At 59.8% G+C, this 17,773-nt stretch carries 19 protein-coding genes; 13 read left to right on the top strand and 6 right to left on the bottom strand.

Annotation, left to right across the window (positions count from 1 at the left end; genetic code table 11):
* Window positions 1-2 precede the first annotated feature (2 nt).
* Both K6R05_RS09960 and K6R05_RS09955 read right to left on the bottom strand, forming a co-directional pair.
* Window positions 3-1,403, bottom strand: coding sequence for an SrfA family protein (locus tag K6R05_RS09960; RefSeq protein ID WP_222924062.1), 1,401 nt, complete (start codon window positions 1,401-1,403; stop codon window positions 3-5).
* A 171-nt stretch (window positions 1,404-1,574) separates the two neighbouring features.
* Window positions 1,575-2,747: a benzoate/H(+) symporter BenE family transporter gene (locus K6R05_RS09955; RefSeq protein WP_222924061.1), complete on the bottom strand. Its 1,173-nt coding sequence runs from the start codon at window positions 2,745-2,747 to the stop codon at window positions 1,575-1,577.
* 122 nt (window positions 2,748-2,869) lie between these two features.
* Between K6R05_RS09955 and K6R05_RS09950 the strand changes: the two genes are divergently transcribed.
* From K6R05_RS09950 to K6R05_RS09940, 3 genes are all read left to right on the top strand, one after another.
* Window positions 2,870-3,427, top strand: a complete 558-nt coding sequence (locus K6R05_RS09950) for a helix-turn-helix domain-containing protein (RefSeq protein WP_161732409.1) — start codon at window positions 2,870-2,872, stop codon at window positions 3,425-3,427.
* 66 nt (window positions 3,428-3,493) lie between these two features.
* Window positions 3,494-3,919 (top strand): MarR family winged helix-turn-helix transcriptional regulator, encoded by a 426-nt coding sequence (locus K6R05_RS09945; protein ID WP_222924060.1) that lies wholly within the window; start codon window positions 3,494-3,496, stop codon window positions 3,917-3,919.
* Between the two features lie 15 nt (window positions 3,920-3,934).
* Window positions 3,935-4,495, top strand: coding sequence for an isochorismatase family protein (locus tag K6R05_RS09940; protein ID WP_222924059.1), 561 nt, complete (start codon window positions 3,935-3,937; stop codon window positions 4,493-4,495).
* A gap of 51 nt (window positions 4,496-4,546) precedes the next feature.
* On the opposite strand, the gene pqqU is transcribed toward K6R05_RS09940, so the two are convergent.
* Both pqqU and K6R05_RS09930 read right to left on the bottom strand, forming a co-directional pair.
* A complete protein-coding gene (pqqU, locus tag K6R05_RS09935; RefSeq protein ID WP_222924058.1) occupies window positions 4,547-6,667 on the bottom strand; it encodes a TonB-dependent receptor PqqU in 2,121 nt (706 codons plus the stop codon).
* On the bottom strand, window positions 6,585-6,863 hold the full coding sequence (locus tag K6R05_RS09930) for a hypothetical protein (protein WP_222924057.1): 279 nt from the start codon (window positions 6,861-6,863) through the stop codon (window positions 6,585-6,587). Before K6R05_RS09930 ends, pqqU begins: the two co-directional genes overlap by 83 nt.
* Between K6R05_RS09930 and K6R05_RS09925 the strand changes: the two genes are divergently transcribed.
* Window positions 6,862-7,722 carry an NAD(P)-dependent oxidoreductase gene (locus tag K6R05_RS09925; protein WP_253421857.1) on the top strand — a complete coding sequence of 287 codons (861 nt, stop codon included), beginning with the start codon at window positions 6,862-6,864 and terminating at the stop codon, window positions 7,720-7,722. The genes K6R05_RS09930 and K6R05_RS09925 overlap by 2 nt on opposite strands.
* The gene (locus K6R05_RS09920) at window positions 7,719-8,498 is read left to right on the top strand and encodes an AraC family transcriptional regulator (protein WP_161732401.1); all 780 of its coding nucleotides are present in this window, start codon (window positions 7,719-7,721) and stop codon (window positions 8,496-8,498) included. Before K6R05_RS09925 ends, K6R05_RS09920 begins: the two co-directional genes overlap by 4 nt.
* Here K6R05_RS09920 and leuA read toward each other — a convergent pair.
* Together leuA and K6R05_RS09910 are read right to left on the bottom strand one after the other, a co-directional pair.
* Window positions 8,419-10,134 (bottom strand): 2-isopropylmalate synthase, encoded by a 1,716-nt coding sequence (gene leuA, locus K6R05_RS09915; protein ID WP_222924055.1) that lies wholly within the window; start codon window positions 10,132-10,134, stop codon window positions 8,419-8,421. The two genes, K6R05_RS09920 and leuA, sit on opposite strands and share 80 nt — an antisense overlap.
* Window positions 10,115-10,297 (bottom strand): hypothetical protein, encoded by a 183-nt coding sequence (locus K6R05_RS09910; protein WP_222924054.1) that lies wholly within the window; start codon window positions 10,295-10,297, stop codon window positions 10,115-10,117. The genes leuA and K6R05_RS09910 overlap by 20 nt, the downstream gene beginning before the upstream one ends.
* An 86-nt stretch (window positions 10,298-10,383) precedes the next feature.
* On the opposite strand from K6R05_RS09910, the gene K6R05_RS09905 reads away from it, so the two are divergent.
* The 8 genes from K6R05_RS09905 to K6R05_RS09870 all read left to right on the top strand — a co-directional run bounded on the left by K6R05_RS09905 (window position 10,384) and on the right by K6R05_RS09870 (window position 17,730).
* Window positions 10,384-11,400 (top strand): dipeptidase, encoded by a 1,017-nt coding sequence (locus K6R05_RS09905; protein ID WP_161732397.1) that lies wholly within the window; start codon window positions 10,384-10,386, stop codon window positions 11,398-11,400.
* Window positions 11,401-11,543: 143 nt separating this feature from the next.
* On the top strand, window positions 11,544-11,615 hold the full coding sequence (gene pqqA, locus K6R05_RS09900; RefSeq protein ID WP_010245082.1) for a pyrroloquinoline quinone precursor peptide PqqA: 72 nt from the start codon (window positions 11,544-11,546) through the stop codon (window positions 11,613-11,615).
* Between the two features lie 53 nt (window positions 11,616-11,668).
* The gene (gene pqqB, locus K6R05_RS09895; RefSeq protein WP_013357812.1) at window positions 11,669-12,586 is read left to right on the top strand and encodes a pyrroloquinoline quinone biosynthesis protein PqqB; all 918 of its coding nucleotides are present in this window, start codon (window positions 11,669-11,671) and stop codon (window positions 12,584-12,586) included.
* A gap of 3 nt (window positions 12,587-12,589) precedes the next feature.
* Complete coding sequence (pqqC, locus tag K6R05_RS09890; protein ID WP_161732395.1) at window positions 12,590-13,345, top strand: pyrroloquinoline-quinone synthase PqqC; 756 nt, start codon at window positions 12,590-12,592, stop codon at window positions 13,343-13,345.
* Between the two features lie 3 nt (window positions 13,346-13,348).
* Window positions 13,349-13,627, top strand: coding sequence for a pyrroloquinoline quinone biosynthesis peptide chaperone PqqD (pqqD, locus tag K6R05_RS09885; protein ID WP_161732393.1), 279 nt, complete (start codon window positions 13,349-13,351; stop codon window positions 13,625-13,627).
* The gene (gene pqqE, locus K6R05_RS09880; protein ID WP_161732391.1) at window positions 13,590-14,756 is read left to right on the top strand and encodes a pyrroloquinoline quinone biosynthesis protein PqqE; all 1,167 of its coding nucleotides are present in this window, start codon (window positions 13,590-13,592) and stop codon (window positions 14,754-14,756) included. Before pqqD ends, pqqE begins: the two co-directional genes overlap by 38 nt.
* On the top strand, window positions 14,756-17,029 hold the full coding sequence (pqqF, locus tag K6R05_RS09875; RefSeq protein ID WP_222924052.1) for a pyrroloquinoline quinone biosynthesis protein PqqF: 2,274 nt from the start codon (window positions 14,756-14,758) through the stop codon (window positions 17,027-17,029). Before pqqE ends, pqqF begins: the two co-directional genes overlap by 1 nt.
* Before the next feature lie 116 nt (window positions 17,030-17,145).
* Entirely contained in the window at window positions 17,146-17,730 is a 585-nt protein-coding gene (locus K6R05_RS09870; protein ID WP_222924051.1) for a YceI family protein, read from the top strand.
* Window positions 17,731-17,773: the final 43 nt, after the last annotated feature.

The raw sequence follows: 17,773 nt of genomic DNA, 5'->3' as shown, positions 1-17,773 counted from the left end.
CGTTATTTACTCTCACGCTTAATCGTCATCGGGAATACCCGGTCTTCAGCATACTGTGCTTCACACACGGCGGCGCCCATACTCGCATGGCAGATCAGCAGTGGCATACGGTAGCGCGAACTGTTCTGACACTTCGCCGTGTAGCGGCTCTCAATCACCAGGTTACCGGCACTGGTCATGGCGGCGCTGACATCAGCTTTACAGGTGGTATTACCCTGGGCAACCTGCACGCTGCCTTTGCCATTTTTAAACTGGAAGCGCATCACCGGCGGCTTACCGGTCGGCGTCGGCATCTGGTCGATAGTCACACGCCAGCGGCCATCAATCACCTGTACCTGACCTTCGCGCACGGCGTCCGGCGTGACAATCAAATCATCAGGCTTAGCCGGAACCGGCGGGGTCACTGCACTGGCAAGGGTAGCAGATGAAGCGGCTGGTGCGGCTTCGGTCGTGCCAGCGCTGGCTGGTTTTTGCGGCTGCGACTCGGGTTGTTTCTCAGTTGTTGCTGTCTCCGCAAGTGTCGTTGCTGCCGGTGTAGCGGCAGGTGTGGCCGCTGCCGGGGCCTGACTCGCCGCAGAGGCAGGAGTAGAAACCGCGGCGGGCGCTGAAACAACCGCAGGGGCGGCGGCTGGCTTCGTTGATGCCACCGGTGTGGCGACAGGTTCAGGACGATGCAGCAGCACGGCCACCGTTACGGCGGCAGCAATCGCCACCGGCGGTAACAGATACCAGACGCGGAAACGACGGCGAGCCGCTACAGGTGCAACCGGCTCAGGCGCAACGGCTGCCGCGACTGGCAGCGGCTCCTCTTCAGGTTCAGGTGCAGGTTCAGGCTCAGCGACGATGACCGGCTCGACGGCAACAGGTGCGGCAGGCAGCTCAGGCAGCGGTTCAACCAGCGTCACCGGCAGATTCTCTTCCAGCGTGTCGCGCAGGCAGGCCAGCGCATCGTCACGGCTGCGTGCCTGGGCATCAACAAAGCCCCAGAAGGTAATGACCGGTTTGCCATCAACCAGATAAACATACTGCTGATCGGGGAATTGCAGGGTTTTGCTCAGCAGCGCACCAAACAGCCGCATCGACGGGTTCTCTGCCGCGCGCGCGCGCGTACTGAGATCCTGCATATCCTGCTGGCATGCGGTAAGCTGCTGCAGTGCCACCCGACGTTCATGATCGCTGGCGCCCAGCCAGGATTTCACCCGGCCGCTGAAAGGGGCATACCAGTCGAGGCGGTCGCCCCGTTCATTGGCCTGAGGAATGGCCAGGCAATCTGCCAGTGCGCTCTGACGGCGCAGGCGCAGGGTTTCACGAATTTGCAATGCTGAGGCATAGACCGGCTGGCCATTTTCACCTAATGCCAGAACTGCATCTAAATTACCGCTGCGCAGAAAAGTTTTTGCCACCTGTTGGGCCCTTATCGGTCGTTGTCTGAGGCAGAAAATCGCGTGTTATCGACGATTAGGTTGATTTTACGCGGGGCAATGACAAATCAAACGGCAGAAAAGGAGGTAAATCCAGTGTTTTTTTCACCGGCGGGCGGAAAAATAACCGATATTTCAGCAGCTATCACGCAATCAGGCGGTTTTACGCACCAGCACCAGGTGAGCGATAACGCCACCGATCAGTCCCCAGAAGGCAGGGCCAATACCCAGCAAAGAGACGCCTGATGCGGTGATCAGAAACGTGATTAGCGCACTGTCGCGTTCGGCAGGCACATCGAGTGCGCGATGCAGGCTGCCGCCCAGGGTAGCCAGCAGAGCCAGACCCGCCAGCGCCTCAATCAGCACCGCAGGTAGCGCACTGAACAGCACGGCAATCAGCGCACCGGACGCGCCCGCCAGCAGATAAAAGACCCCGGCCAGCGCAGCGGCACGCCAGCGTTGCTGCGGATTAGCGTCGACTTCATCGCTCATGCAGATCGCCGCCGTAATCGCCGCCACGCAGACCGAAAAGCCTCCAAAAGGCGACAACAGCAGCGCTGTAACACCGGTCCAGCTCATCAGAGAAGAGACCGGCGGACGGTAGCCGTGCGCCTGTAACGTCGCGATGCCAGGGGCATTCTGCGACGCCATGGTCACCAGGAAATAGGGCACGCCGATCCCCAGCAGCGTGGTCAGGGTAAAGTGCGGCATCACCGGCTCCGGCAGTGCCAGCATCATCGCCTGCGGGGGAAAATGGATGGCATGCTGGGCCAGTGCCACGGCAATCCCTACCATCAGCGTCACCAGAATGGCATAGCGTGCCAGCCAGCGACGGGCCAGCAGCCAGGCGAGGCACATGCTGCCACACAGCACAAAGTTGCTCTGCAAATCGGCAAAGGTCTGCAGCCCGAAGCGCAACAGAATACCGGCCAGCATCGCCGCCGCCAGCGAGGCGGGAATATGGTTCATCAGCCGGGCAAACAGGCCGGTCACGCCGCACACCACGATCAGCAGATTTGCGAAAACAAACACGCCCACCGCCTCATTCAGCGTAACGCCGTGAAAGCTGGTCGCCAGCAGCGCGGCACCGGGCGTGGACCAGGCGGCCAGCACCGGCATGCGGTAGCGCAGTGAAAGACCCAGCGAGACAATCCCCTGCGCAAGACCCAGCACTGACAGCCAGCCACCAATCTGCGCCGGTGAAGCGCCCGCCGCCTGAAACATCTGATAAATAATCGCGCCGCTGCTGCTGTAGCCCACCAGCACAGCAACAAAGCCGGAGACCAGCATCGGCAGGGTAAAACGGGACGGTTCGGCTCTCGTCATGGTCAGACTCAATTTAAGGTGTGCGTTATAGCGCACATGTTCGCATAGTGCGCTATAACGCACAAGTGTTACACTATCGGCATAACGTCACCTGCCAGGGTGACGAGAACTCAGGAGAAAAAATGGCAGATTTTCAGCAACACCTGAGCGGTGCGCTCAGACAGTTGCGCCAGGCCAATGGCTGGAGCCTGACGCTGACGGCGGAGCGAACCGGCGTCAGTAAAGCGATGCTGGGGCAGATTGAGCGGGGTGAATCCAGTCCGACGGTGGCGACGCTGTGGAAGATTGCTACCGGGTTTAACGTTCCCTTTTCCTTTTTTATCGACGGGAGCGCGTTGCCTTCCGGCACCATATCGGGATTCAGTCAGCCCAACGCTGACATGTCGGTACGCTCCGTGCTGCCTTACGATCCGCAACTGCGATTTGATCTGCTGGCGGTGGAGCTGGCCGCGGGCGCGCAGAGCCATTCCTCGCCACATGAAGCGGGCTGCGTGGAGCAGGTGGTGGTTATTGAGGGCGAACTGTTGCTGGGGGTCAACGATCGCTGGCGGCGTCTGCTAAAAGGCGAGGCGTTTCAGTTCAGCGCCGACGTGCCGCACAGCTACCGCAACCCGCTCAGCACGCCGCTGCGCTTTCACAGCCTGATTCACTATCTGCAGCGCCCGGACGTTACAAATTGATACCTGAGCAAACTACACAGTTTACCTTCGTATCTTTATACTTTCGCTTATCGATGGAGACGGGAAATGCGCGATCTGACTGAATCTGCTGCCACGCTGCGCATGCTGGTGGGCAAGCTGGGTCGCCGGTTGCGCGAATCGGCACCGCCTGGCGAACTCACCTGGTCGCAGGTGGCGGTGCTGGGGCATCTGGTGCGCGACGGGGCGATGACGGTGACGCAACTGGCCGCCGCCGAGGGCGTGCGCACCCAGTCAATGGGGACGACCGTCGCCGGATTAGTGGCGGCAGAACTGATAACGGGCGAGCCCGATCCCCATGATGGCCGTAAAACACGCTATCTGCCCACCGCATCGAGCCTGGCGGTAATTACGTCGAGTCGTGCAATGCGCGATGACTGGCTGGTCAGGACACTGGATGCGCGGCTCAGTCCGGCAGAGCAGCAACAACTGATCGACGTTCTCCCTCTGCTGCAACGACTCACTGACTATTGAACCTGAGGATCCAACATGGCTGTAACCACACTTGATGCAAAAACTGCGCTGATTGTTATCGACCTGCAACATGGCATTGTAGCGCTGCCTCTGGTCCATGAGCCGCAGCCGGTGATCGAACGCTGTGCCGATCTGGCTGAGGCATTTCGCGCGCACGACCTGCCGGCGGTGCTGGTTAACGTGGCCGGTGGGGCACCTGGCCGTAACGAGCAGGCGCGTCACAACGGCGATCTGCCTGACGACTGGGCCACGCTGGTTCCGGCGATGACGCCGCAGCAGAATGATCTCACCATCACCAAGAAAACCTGGGGCGCGTTTCATAACACGGCGCTACATGAGGAACTGCAAAAGCGCGGCATTACTCAGGTCGTGATCTGCGGTATTGCGACCAGCATCGGCGTGGAGTCGACGGCACGTCAGGCGTATGAATTAGGTTACAACGTCACGCTGACGACCGATGCGATGACCGATCTCAACATGGATACGCACAACAACAGCGTAAAATTGATATTCCCGCGCCTGGGTGAATCCGGCAGCTGTGACGATATTGTGGCGCAGCTAAAATCCCGTGCCTGATAAGCGTATGACGGTATGATCCGGGCCACCGCAATGGTGGCCCGGATAGTTTTAACGGAAGGCGTAACCCAGCGTCACACCGACGCTATAGTTGCGGCCCGGCGCAGACTCGAAGTAGCGACCATTGCTCTCATTCACAATCACTGAACCCACGTAGTGCCGGTCAAACAGGTTATCGACCCGGCCAAACAGATCCAGCGTCCAGTTCTCCACCAGCCACTTATAGCCACTGTTTACGGCCGCCACGGTGTAAGACGGGGTATTCACGTTGTTCTGATCTTCAGCGGCGATCTGGCTCAGATAACGCACTTCACTGCCGGCGTAAAAGCCCTGTTCCGGCAGATAGCCGAGTCCGGCGTACGCCATGTTTCGCGCGATGCCCGGAATGCGGTTGCCGTCACAGCTATCGCTGCCGCAGGCGTTGCTGCGATAACGCGCATCCAGCAGTGTATAGGCCATCTTCAGCCGCCAGTCCCAGGCAAACTGCTGATCCAGGCTTAACTCCAGACCGCGGCGGCGGGTCTGACCGGCATTTTTATAGGTAGTTCGTCCGCCGCTGCTGGTATCCGCCACAATCTCATCGCGGGTATCGGTCTGGAACAGCGCCGCGCTGACCAGGCCATTGCCGATGCGTTTTTTACTGCCGATCTCCAGCGTGTCGCTGGTGGCCGGTTTCAGCCCCAGGTTCAGGCCGGTCGCGCCATCCGAGCGGTAAGAGAGCTCATTAATGGTCGGCGTTTCAAAGCCGCGTCCGGCGGAGATCCACGCGTTCCAGCTCGGGTCAAACGCATATTTCAGCGCCGCCGCGGGCAGCCACTTGTGATACCGCGCCTCACCGCTGTCGTCACCGTTACCGGGCCGGATATAGAAGTCATTGGAATCAAAGTTAACGGTGCTGAAGCGCACGCCTGCATCCAGCGACAGTTTATCGGTGAGCTGCCAGTTGGTCTGCACATAAGGATCGAGCGTCCACATCAGGTTGCGCTCGTTGCGGCGCAGATTGCCCTGTTCGCCCAGCTGCGTTACGCCGCTGCTGACGGTGTAGTTTTCATAACCCTTGCGGCGCTCGGTCATGGTTTCGTAGTCGAGTCCGCCGGTCACCGCCACCGGCATCGACAGCAGCGTGTCGCGATGGGTCCAGCGCGTATCGACGCCCTGATAGTGGCGGGTAAGGTCGATCACGCCTCCTGGATGAGAGGGATTACGCTGAACGGCGGCAGGAATGGACTGGAACTGCGTGGTTTCACGCACTCCTGCATAGAGCATTACGCTGAGGTCATCGTTTTCACTCATCTGGCGCTGATAACGCAGGCCGCCCTGGGTCTGATCGACCGTTTTACGGGTGTTGTAAAGCGTAACGTTACTGACCACCTGGCGCGGATTGTCACGCCACTGCGCTTCGGTTAAGCCGCCGGGATCCTGGGCGTCAATGTGCACGCTGTTAAACAGCAGCGTCAGGGTACTGACATCATCGATGCGCACGCCGAGCCGGGCGTTGCCGAGGTTTTTCTGCGCAGAACTGTGATCGCGATAACCGTGGGTCGTAAAGCGTGAGGCGGAGACGGTGTAGTTCACATCCCCGGCGTGCGTGCCGTCACCAGTTGCGCCACTGGCTTTAACGCTGTTGCGCCAGCTGCCGTAACTGCCGTACCAGCTGCTCGCTTCCAGCGTGGCCGGCTGCTGACCCTGCTGGGTGGTCAAATTGATCACGCCGCCCGATGCGTTGCCATAGAGCGCAGAAAAGGGGCCGCGCAGCACCTCGACATGATCAATCGAGCCGATATCAATATTGGAGGTCTGCGCCTGACCGTCCGGCATGGTGGCCGGGATGCCATCCACATAGATGCGCAGCCCGCGTACGCCGTAGGTTGAGCGGGAGCCAAAGCCACGCATCGACAGCTGCAGGTCCTGGGCGTAATTCTGGCGGTTTTGGATCTGCAGACCCGGCACGCTGCTGAGGTTTTCCGACAGGTTAACGCGCGGCGCAGCCTGACGCATATCGTCGCCGCTGACCACACTCAGGGCGGCGGGGGTATCAAGCTCGTTAAGGCCCGTTTCTGGCGGGGTGGCCGTGACGACCAGGGTATTGTCATTGTCTGCTGCCAGCAGCGGCAGCGGCAAAATGGCAGGCAACATCAGCAGCGTCGCCTGCCGCAGAGAGAGTATTTTCATTATCAGAGGCCTGAAAAGAGAAGCATAAATGAACCAGGTGGAACAATTGCCGCATAGGGTAAGGCTTCGGGGTGCCGGGGTACACCGTTTCACGCTGGATTTTTTCTCTGTTTACCGCCAGGCTGGAATCCATCTTTTGCAGTAATAAGGCATCCAGCATTGACGGATGCAGACACAAACTTATGGGAGTCAGCATGAAACAACCTGAAGTGGCGGTTCTGGGATTAGGCGCAATGGGGCATGCATTTGCCGCCAACCTGCTGAAAAAAGGCTTTCGCGTACACGGCTGGAACCGTACCCGCGCGCGCGGCGAGGATTTGCTGGGCGCCGGATTGCAGCTGGCTGATTCACCGGCAGAGGCGGTACGCGAGGCAGATGTGGTAATCGCCATGCTCTCCGACGGTGACACCACAGAGCAGGTGCTGCATCAGGCCAAAGCGGCGTTTAAGCAGGGTGCGACGCTATGTCAGATGGGCACCATCGGCGTGGAAAAAACCGATGCGCTGATCGCCTTTTTCACAGCGGAACGACCGGATCTGCTGTTCATCGACGCGCCGGTTTCCGGCACCAAAGCACCCGCAGAAAACGCACAGATTCTGGTGCTGGCCAGTGGCGATCAGAGCCGTGCCCAGGCGGCAGAAACGGTGTTTGCCGCCATCAGCAAAGAGACAAAGTGGCTGGGCGAGGCGGGCAAAAGCACCCGCATGAAGCTGGTCATCAATAGCTGGCTGATTGGCATGATGCAGAGCCTGGCAGAGAGCACCCGGCTGGCGGAGGCGTTCGGCTTTTCTACCGACGATCTCTGGCAGGTGCTGGAGGGCGGTCCGCTGGCCGCACCGTATGCAAAAATGAAGCTCGGGATGATCGCCAGCGACGACTTCACGCCGCAGATGCATCTGGTCTGGGCGCTGAAAGATGCCCGCCTGGCGCTGGATGCCGCAGAGACGCCGCTGCCGGCGCTGGAGAATATCGCCCAGCTCTGGCAGCAGGCGGTGGAGGCCGGACACGGTGAAGAGGACCTGGCGGTGATCTACCGCTACCTGAAGGCGCAATGAGTCAGCAACATTTTGACTTCAGCACGCGTCCGCTGGTGCCGCTGGCACACGATTATCTGCACGGTGCCAGCGAACCCTGGCACCAGCACGCCTGTGCCCAGCTGATCCACACCCTGAGCGGCGTGGTACGGGTGGAGACGGAGTATGGCAGCTGGATTGTGCCGCCGAGTCGCGGCGTCTGGCTGCCCGCATTTACCCGTCATGCGCTGCAGATTACCGGCAGTGTGGCGGCGCGCACGCTGTTTATCGATCCGCTGGCGCGCGCCGATCTGCCCGCCAGTTGTCAGGTGGTGCAAATCTCACCGCTGCTGCGCGAACTGATTGTCACGGCGCTGAGCCTGCCAGATCGTTACGCCGCAGGCAGTCGGGCCGAGCGGGTGATGGAGTTGATTCTGGATGAAATCCGCGGCATGGAGGTGCTGCCATTTGCCTTGCCGACGCCCGACAGCCCCCGTTTACAGGCCCTGTGCGAGCTGATTCAGCAGACGCCCGGTGAAAGCTGGACGCTGCTGCGCGCCAGCGCCCACCTGAATGTTTCGGGCCGCACTCTGGCCCGCCATTTTATGCGCGAAACCGGCCTGCAGTTCAGCGACTGGGTGCGCCGCGCCCGCCTGGCTATCGCCCTGACGCGACTGGCGCAGGGCGACTCCGTACTGCGGGTGGCGCTGGAGCTGGGCTATGAAAGCCCCAGCGCGTTTAGTGCGATGTTTCGTCGTCTGCTGGGCGCCTCTCCGACGGACTACTTTTCGCCTGCAGAAACTGGCCTGCTGCGCTGAGCAGCGCCTGCATCGCGGCGCGGGCAGCGTCATTGTCGATACTCACTCCCCAGGCTCGCGCGCCACGGGCATCCACGCAGCTGATATAGGCCACCGAGCGGCTGTCACTGCGCCGTCCCAGCGTATGCTCGTGATAGCCCTCGATGGTCAGATGCAGATCAAACGTGCTGCGCAGGGCATTGACCGCCGCCGACAGCCAGCCGTTGCCGCTGCCGGTCAGCATCAGCGATTGCGTCTGATACACCACGCTGGCGCTAATCTGCGTCTGCCCGCCGCTGTCACTCTGGCTGTCAGCCCGCTGTAATGCCAACGCGGGCTGCGTTACGCCATACTGGCGGCAGAAGAGCTGCCACAGCGCGTAGTGCGTCATCTCTCCGCCGTGCCGGTCAGTCTCCTGCTGAACACAGCGGCTGAAATCCTGCTGCAGCGCTCGCGGCATTTGTAACCCGTGATTCTGCTCCAGCAGCCAGGCGGCCCCGCTTTTTCCCGACTGGCTGTTGACGCGGATCACCGCCTCATAGCTACAGCCAATGTCGGCCGGGTCCAGCGGCAGGTAAGGCATCTGCCACTCTGTTTCCTGCTGCTGAGCGCGGATGGCAAACCCTTTTTTGATTGCATCCTGATGAGAACCAGAGAAGGCAGTGAAGACCAGCTCGCCCGCATAGGGATGGCGCGGATGAACCGGCAGCTGGTTGCAGCGGGTTACCACTTCAATCACCTCATGCATCTGGCTGAAATCGAGCTGGGGCGAAACGCCCTGGGTATAGAGATTCAGCGCCAGCGTCACCAGGTCCACATTGCCGGTGCGTTCACCGTTACCAAACAGACAGCCCTCGACCCGGTCAGCGCCCGCCAGCAGCGCCAGTTCTGCGCAGGCGACGCCGGTGCCGCGATCGTTGTGCGGATGCACGCTGATGCAGACGGCATCACGGCGGCTGAAGTGACGGCAGAAATACTCAATCTGATCGGCATAAACGTTGGGGGTATTGACCTCTACCGTGGCGGGAAGGTTAATGATCATCGGGCGCTGCGCGTCCGGTTGCCAGACATCGGCTACCGCCTCGCAGATCTCCAGCACAAACTCCGGCTCGGTAAAGCAGAAGGTCTCTGGTGAATATTCAAAGGTCCAGTGGGTGTCCGGCTGCGCCTCGCATTCGGCGCGGATCTGCCGTGCACCAGCGGTGGCCAGCGCCACGATTTCCGCTTTGCTCTGCTTAAATACCCGCTCGCGAAACAGCGGCGCGGTGGCGTTATAAAGATGCACGATGGCGCGCGGGACGCCCTGCAGCGCCACAAACGTGCGGGCAATCAGGTCTTCCCGCGCCTGAGTCAGTACCTGTAACGTCACATCCTCCGGGATACGCTGTTGCTCAATCAGGTCGCGGACGAAACCGAAATCCGTCTGCGAGGCAGAGGGAAAGGCGACCTCGATCTCCCGAAACCCGCAGCGCAGCAGCAGATCCCAGAAGGCCATTTTGCGTTCCCGATCCATCGGTTCTGCCAGCGCCTGATTGCCGTCACGCAAATCGGTGGAAAGCCAGCGCGGCGCCTGGGTCAGCTGGCGTGAGGGCCACTGGCGATCGGGCAGGGTGATCAGCGGGGAGGGACGATATTTATCAGCGGGTCGGGTCAGCATAGGAGTCTCCTGTGGTTTTTTTATCAGTCTGCCGACACGGCTCCGGGTCCGCGCGCGCAAGGCTGACAACCTGACGCGCAAAAGTGACAATACCCTGCATGACCTGCATGACCTGCATGACCTGCATGACCTGCATGACCTGCATGACCTGCATGACCTGCATGACCTGTGTTGCCCTGCGTGCGCTCTGGTTTGGTGAATCCGCCGGGCAGGGTTAGCATGGTCACCTGTTTATCCGGGTGAACACTTATGCTGATTTTTGACGGCCACAATGATCTCTTGCTTAACCTCTGGCTGCATCATCGCGATGCACCCGTGCAGGCGTTTTATCAGGGCATTGAACGGGGCCACCTCGACTATCCGCGCATTCAGCAGGGCGAGATGGGCGGCGGGCTGTTTGCGATTTTTGTGCCGCCGCAGGCGTACATTGCCAGCACTGTTCCGGCCCGCGCCGATGAGCCGTATGAACCGCTGCAAATCATGTGGCAGCAGCTCGATATCCTGAGGCAGCTGGCCGAGGCACCAGGCGGACGGGCGCGACTCTGCCTCAGCAGTGACGAGATTGCCGCCTGCCGCGCGGAAGGCGTGCTGGCGATGGTGGCGCACATTGAAGGTGCCGATGCGCTGGACGAAGAGGGCGAGCAGCTGCACGCCTTCTGGCAGGCGGGTGTGCGCAGTATCGGGCCATTCTGGAATCTGCGCAGCCGCTTTGGTGAAGGCGTCAGTGGCTCGTTTCCCGGCACGCCCGATACCGGGCCGGGGCTGACCGCCGTCGGTGAAAAGCTGATTCAGCAGGCGAGTAGCCTGAAGATGATGATCGACGTGTCGCACATGAATACCAATGCGTTCTGGGACACCGCCCGGCTTTCCCGTGCGCCGCTGGTCGCCAGCCACTCCAACGCGCACGCCCTCTGTCCACAGCCGCGCAATCTGACCGACGATCAACTGGTAGCGATCCGCGACAGCGGCGGTCTGGTTGGCATTAACTTTGGCAATGCGTTTCTGCGCGCCGATGGAAAACGCGACGCTGAAACGCCATTAACAGAAATTGTTAAGCATTGTGATCACCTGTTGAAGATAATGGGCAGCGACCATGTGGCCTTTGGCTCTGATTTCGACGGGATTACCCCTCCGGCCGCGCTGGGCGATGTCAGCGGAATGCCGCGATTGCTCGCCGCTTTTCAGGAAGCGGGCTATGATCAGAGACTGACAGAGAAGCTGGCATGGGGAAACTGGCAGCGGGTTTTACATCTGACCGGGCTGTGATAACAATTTCCTTATGTTCCGGGCTTGATCCCGACGCGCCATTGGCGCAACATCTGCCTGGAAATTGTGACGGTGTTCTCATTTAACAGCCGTCACGCCGATTTCAGACAGCACATTTACTGTTAACCAAGAGGAAGTAACTCATGTGGAAAAAACCAACTTTCGTTGATATGCGTCTCGGTCTGGAAGTGACTCTTTACATCTCCAACCGTTAATCGTTCTGCCCGCCCTCTGAGCGGGCATTTTTTTCAACTTCTGGTTGTCCTCTATGTTTATCAAAATCCTCGGCTCAGCCGCGGGTGGCGGGTTTCCGCAGTGGAACTGTAACTGCGCCAACTGCCACGGCGTGCGAAATGGCACCATTCAGGCTCAGGCACGCACACAATCATCGATTATCCTCAGCGATAACGGCGAAGACTGGGTGTTATGTAACGCGTCACCTGACATCGGCCAGCAGATCCTGCACACGCCAGAACTGACCCGTAAGGGCGTACTGCGCGGCACGGCGATCGGGGGAATTATCCTGACCGACAGCCAGATCGATCACACCACCGGGCTGCTGAGCCTGCGTGAGGGCTGCCCGCATCAGGTCTGGTGTACGCCGGAAGTGCATGCCGACCTCAGCACCGGCTTCCCGATCTTTCCGATGCTGACCCACTGGAACGGCGGTTTACAGCACCGGCCGATTGCGCCACTGACCCCGTTCAGCGTCGATGTCTGCACCGATTTGCAGTTCACCGCGATTCCTATTATCAGTAATGCACCGCCTTACTCGCCGTATCGCGACCGGCCGCTGCCCGGTCATAACGTGGCGCTGTTTATTGAAAACCGGGCGAATGGGCAGACGCTGCTCTACGCGCCAGGTCTGGGCGAACCGGATGCGGTGATCCTGCCGTGGCTGCAAAAAGCGGATTGCCTGCTGATTGACGGCACCGTCTGGCAGGATGATGAACTGCTGACCACCGGGGTGGGTCACAACACCGGCAAGGCGATGGGGCATCTGGCGCTGGCGGAAGAACAAGGGCTGATGGCGCTGCTGGCGTCGCTGCCGGCAAAACGTAAAATTCTGATCCACATTAACAACACTAATCCGATCCTTAATGAGCAGTCACCCCAGCGTCAGTTTCTGACGGAGCAGGGAATAGAGGTGAGCTGGGACGGAATGGCGATCCACCTTCAGGGCTAAATCATGCAGATTACTGACACGCTGTCGCCGCAGGCTTTTGAACAGGCCCTGCGCGACAAAGGCGCTTTCTACCATATTCATCACCCGTATCACATCGCGATGCATAACGGTCAGGCCACGCGCGAGCAGATTCAGGGCTGGGTGGCGAACCGCTTCTATTACCAGACCACTATTCCGCTGAAAGATGCGGCGATCATGGCGAATTGCCCCGATCCGGCTACCCGCCGTAAATGGGTGCAGCGCATCCTTGACCACGACGGCAGTAACGGCGAAGAGGGCGGCATTGAGGCCTGGCTGCGGCTGGGCGAGGCGGTCGGGTTGACGCGCGAAGAATTATTGTCTGAGCAACATGTGCTGCCGGGCGTACGCTTTGCGGTCGATGCCTATATTAACTTCGCCCGCCGCGCTAACTGGCAGGAGGCGGCCTGCAGTTCACTTACCGAGCTGTTCGCCCCGCAGATCCACCAGTCACGACTCGACAGCTGGCCGCAGCACTATCCGTGGATCAAAGAAGAGGGCTACTTCTACTTCCGCAGCCGCCTGGGTCAGGCGAACCGCGATGTGGAGCATGGCCTGGCACTGGCGCTGGAGTACTTCACCACCGCCGAAACGCAGAACCGGATGCTGGAAATTTTGCAGTTTAAGCTCGATATTTTATGGAGCATGCTTGACGCCATGACCATGGCTTATGAGCTGAAACGTCCGCCTTATCACACCGTCACCGACAAGGCGGCGTGGCACACCACCCGACTGGTATAACAGATGAATGAAAACTCGATTGCCGCGTTTCGTCGCGGCTACCGCATGCAGTGGGAAGCTGCCCAGGATACCCATGTGGTGCTCTATCCCGAAGGCATGGCGAAGCTGAACGAAACCGCCGCCGCCATTCTTGAGCTGGTGGATGGCAAACAGGATATCGCCGCAATTATCGCAACGCTGGATAGCCGGTTCCCTGAGGCGGGCGGTGTGGGGCCGGACGTTTTAGAGTTCCTGCAGTCAGCCCATGAACAGAAGTGGATACAGTTCCGTGACCCCGCATAAACCTGGCGTGAATCCGCCGCTCTGGCTGCTGGCCGAGCTGACCTATCGCTGTCCGCTGCAGTGTCCCTACTGCTCCAACCCGCTGGATTTCGCACAGCAGGAGAAGGAGCTGACCACGGAACAGTGGATTGAGGTCTTTCGTCAGGCGCGCGCCATGGGCAGCGTCCAGCTCGGATTCTCCGGCGGCGAACCGCTGGTGCGTAAAGATCTGCCTGAGCTCATTAAAGCGGCGCGCGATCTCGGCTTCTACACCAACCTGATCACGTCGGGCATTGGCCTGACGGAGAAGAAGCTGGATGCGTTCAGCGAGGCCGGTCTGGATCATATCCAGATCAGCTTCCAGGCGAGTGACGAAACCCTGAATGCGGCGCTGGCCGGGTCGAAGAAAGCGTTTCAGCAGAAGCTGGAGATGGCGAAAGCGGTAAAAGCGCACGGCTATCCGATGGTGCTGAACTTTGTGCTGCATCGCCATAATATCGACCAGATCGACAGGATCATTGACCTCTGCATTGAGCTGGAAGCGGATGACGTTGAGCTGGCAACCTGTCAGTTCTACGGCTGGGCGCAGCTCAACCGAGAAGGCCTGCTGCCGACGCGTGAGCAGATCGCTCAGGCGGAAGCGGTGGTCAGGCGCTACCGCGAGCGGATGAGCACCACCGGCAATCTGACCAATCTGCTGTTTGTCACGCCGGATTACTACGAAGAGCGACCTAAACCCTGCATGGGTGGCTGGGGTGCCATTTTCCTCAGCGTCACACCAGAGGGCACCGCGCTGCCGTGCCACAGTGCGCGCCAGCTGCCGGTAGAATTTCCGTCGGTACTGACACAGCGCCTGGACGATATCTGGTACAACTCGTTCGGCTTCAACCGCTATCGTGGTTTTGACTGGATGCCGGAGCCGTGCCGCTCCTGTGATGAGAAAGAGAAAGATTTTGGTGGCTGTCGCTGTCAGGCGTTTATGCTGACCGGTAATGCTGACAACACCGATCCGGTCTGCAGCAAATCACCGCATCACGGCAAAATCCTTGAGGCCCGGCGTGAGGCGGATTGCAGCGACATTAAAATTGGTCAGCTGCAGTTCCGCAACCGCAGCAACTCGCAACTGATCTACAAAACCCGGAACCTCTGATGACCCCGCGCGGCCTGGTGATAAACGGTCTGATGGTTGAACTGGTGCATCAGGCTGATGCCAGCCAGGCCGCCGCCCTGATTCAGATAGGGGCAGGGAGTCACGACGAGCCGGATCGCTGGCCCGGACTGGCGCATCTGCTGGAGCATCTGCTGTTCACCGGCAGCACCGGCTGGCCCGACGAGGGCCGGCTGATGAGCTGGATCCAGACGCAGGGCGGCAGGGTTAATGCCACCACGCTGGCCCGGCGCAGCGCGTACTTCTTTGAGGCCACGCCGTCACTGCTGGCAGACGGTCTGGCAAGACTGCAGGATATGCTGGTCTCTCCGCTGCTTGATAATCAGGCGATTGCGCAGGAAGTGGCGGTCATCGACGCGGAATATCGGCTGTTGCAGCGTCATGAGCCATCCCGCATCGAAGCGGCATTGCTGCACGCCGCAGCAACCCCCGCTGAATTTCAGCGCTTTCATATTGGCAGCCGGGCGAGCTTTGGCAATGAGCTGTCGGCGCTGCAACGGGCATTGCGCCAGTTTCACCAGCGCTACTACGTTGCCAGCAATATGCGGCTCTGGCTGCAGGGACCGCAGTCGCTGGATGCGCTGGAAGAGCTGGCGCGTCAGTTTGCCGCCGCGCTGCCTGCCGGTCAGTGGCAGCAGGATCTGGCGCCGCCGCAGCTCAACAGCGATACCGGCTGGCAGCTGGCAGAGACTGCCCAGGCAGCGTTATGGCGCACCTGGCTGCTGGATAACAGTGACGGTGTCACGTTATGGCGTGAATTTCTGTTGGATGAAGCGCCCGGCTCGCTGCTGGCTACTCTGCGTGAGCAGGGACTGGCGGAGGCGCTGGAGCTGAAATGGATTTATCAGGCTGAAGATGCGTGCTGGCTGGCGCTGGGTATCGAAACCAGCGAGCCTGCGAGGGTAAATCATCTGGTTAATGGTTACATCGATGCGTTGCGCCAGACGAATAATCAGCAACATCAGCACTATCATCAGCTTGCACATCACTACTTTGTGACGTTGTCACCACTGGAGCAATTGCGTCAGCGCGCTATCGGCTTCGCACCTGATGAAAGCTTGCCTGCGCTGCAGCCGTTGCTGAAGAAACTCACCCATGCGTCTGGCACCGTGCTGTGCTGTACGTCACAACCGGCAAAGGAACACATCGTCACGCAGGGCTTCACTCTGGCGCTGACGGCCTGTGAGCCAGCCCCGGATGAGACGCTGCCCGCTGCCCGTTTCACCTTCTATCCGCCCGACATCACTGCGACGCCTGCGCCGCTGCCCGCGCAGGCGGTGGCATTGCCGCATCATCAGTCAGATGACCCGCAGGCAACGCTTATCCTGCGACCGGAGTTCTGGTCAACCTTTACTGCGGAGACGGGAGAAACGCTGGGCCGGCGGTTGCGTCCGCTATTTGCGGCGCTGCGTCATCAGGGGGGGCACGGCAGCTGGCAGGAAACAGAGGGCGTGTGGCAACTGACGCTCCGCCTGACAAAGGATGAGGCGGTAACTGACCAGACGCTGAGCCAGATTGTTTCTGCCCTGGCATTGCCGGTTGAGGCAAATCTGCCATCGCCTGTCGAAAGCATCGCTATCCGTGCGTTGCTGCGACAGTTGCCTTATCAGCTGGCAGCCAATGTTACGCCAGGGTGCTGGCGGGCGGCGCTGAAGGGCGGCAACGCCGCGCTGCATTCACGCATTGCCCGACTGCTGAGCGCGCTGTCGCTGCCGGTTAACCCGGACACGCCGCCCAAGCGTATGACCACGCAGACCGGCATGACGCGCCTTCCACACGCCAGTGCAGACAACGCGCTGCTGCTGTTTATTCCGCTGCAGCGTCCTGAACAGCTGGCTGCATTGCGCGCACTGGCGCTCATCTACGAGCCACGTTTTTTCCAGCGCTACCGCGTTGAGCAGCCAATAGGTTACGTGGTCAGCAGCCGCTATATGCGCTGCGCTGATGAAGAGGGGGTGTTATTTGCGCTACAGTCGCCCGATTACAGTGCGCTGTCACTACTGCGCTACTGCCGTAACTTCCTGCGGTCACTGAACGAGACGCTGGCGGAATGTGATCTTGTGGCCCTGAAAGCGCGACTGCTGAGCCAGCAGGTTGAGCAGCCACTGGCCCTGCTACGCCGTGAAAATGGCCTGGCAGAACCGGACGCGACGCAGATTGCGGCGCTGACCCTTGCAGATTTACTGCAATTGCACCGCACGCTGATTCAGGATCGCCGCCGCTGGCGGGTGCTGTTTACCGGCGGGAATACGTAGTGACCGGTTTTAAGGTTGCTGAATTTATTTGAAAATTACCGACAAATCTCTTCACTGTCTATTCCGGGAAAACTGGACCACACTCAATTCACTTTTGTCCGCATAAGGAATTGACCGTGAAGAACTTCAAACGTATTGCACTGCCCCTGTTAGCCGCTGCTACCCTCTACGCTCCGTTATCTCAGGCTGAGGCGATGCACTACCAGCTGAACCCTGAGCATACGTCGGTAATTGTTGCCTGGAACCACTTTGGCTTCTCAAATCCTACCGCGGATATCCCGGACGCAACCGGTACTCTGGTGTTCGATAAAGATCATCCGGAGGCCTCACGCGTTGACGTGACCCTGCCAGTCAGCAAAATCGACAGCCACGTCGCGGCGCTGACCAAAGAGTTCAAAGGTACCGAATACTTCGACACCGCCAAATACCCGACAGCGACCTTCCACAGCACCAAAGTGGTGGCGAAGGGCGACAATAAATTTGACGTTGAAGGTAACCTGACCCTGAAAGGGATCACCAAACCGGTTACGCTGCACGCGACGCTGAACAAGCAGGGCGAGCATCCGATGGTCAAGAAGCAGGCGATTGGTTTTGACGCCACCGGCACCATCAAGCGTTCTGACTTCAAGCTGGACAAATATGTCCCTGCGGTAAGCGACGACGTTACGCTGACGCTGTCTACCGAAGCTTACGCGAAGTAATCAACGGATGGCGTAGCCCCTCTGGCTGCGCCATCGTTTTTCC

It is taken from the genome of Pantoea alfalfae, from assembly GCF_019880205.1.
In the GTDB taxonomy this organism is placed as follows: Bacteria; Pseudomonadota; Gammaproteobacteria; order Enterobacterales; family Enterobacteriaceae; genus Pantoea; species Pantoea alfalfae.
The sequence above is the reverse complement of the archived record's forward strand: the minus strand, read 5'-3'. Positions and strand labels throughout refer to the sequence as shown.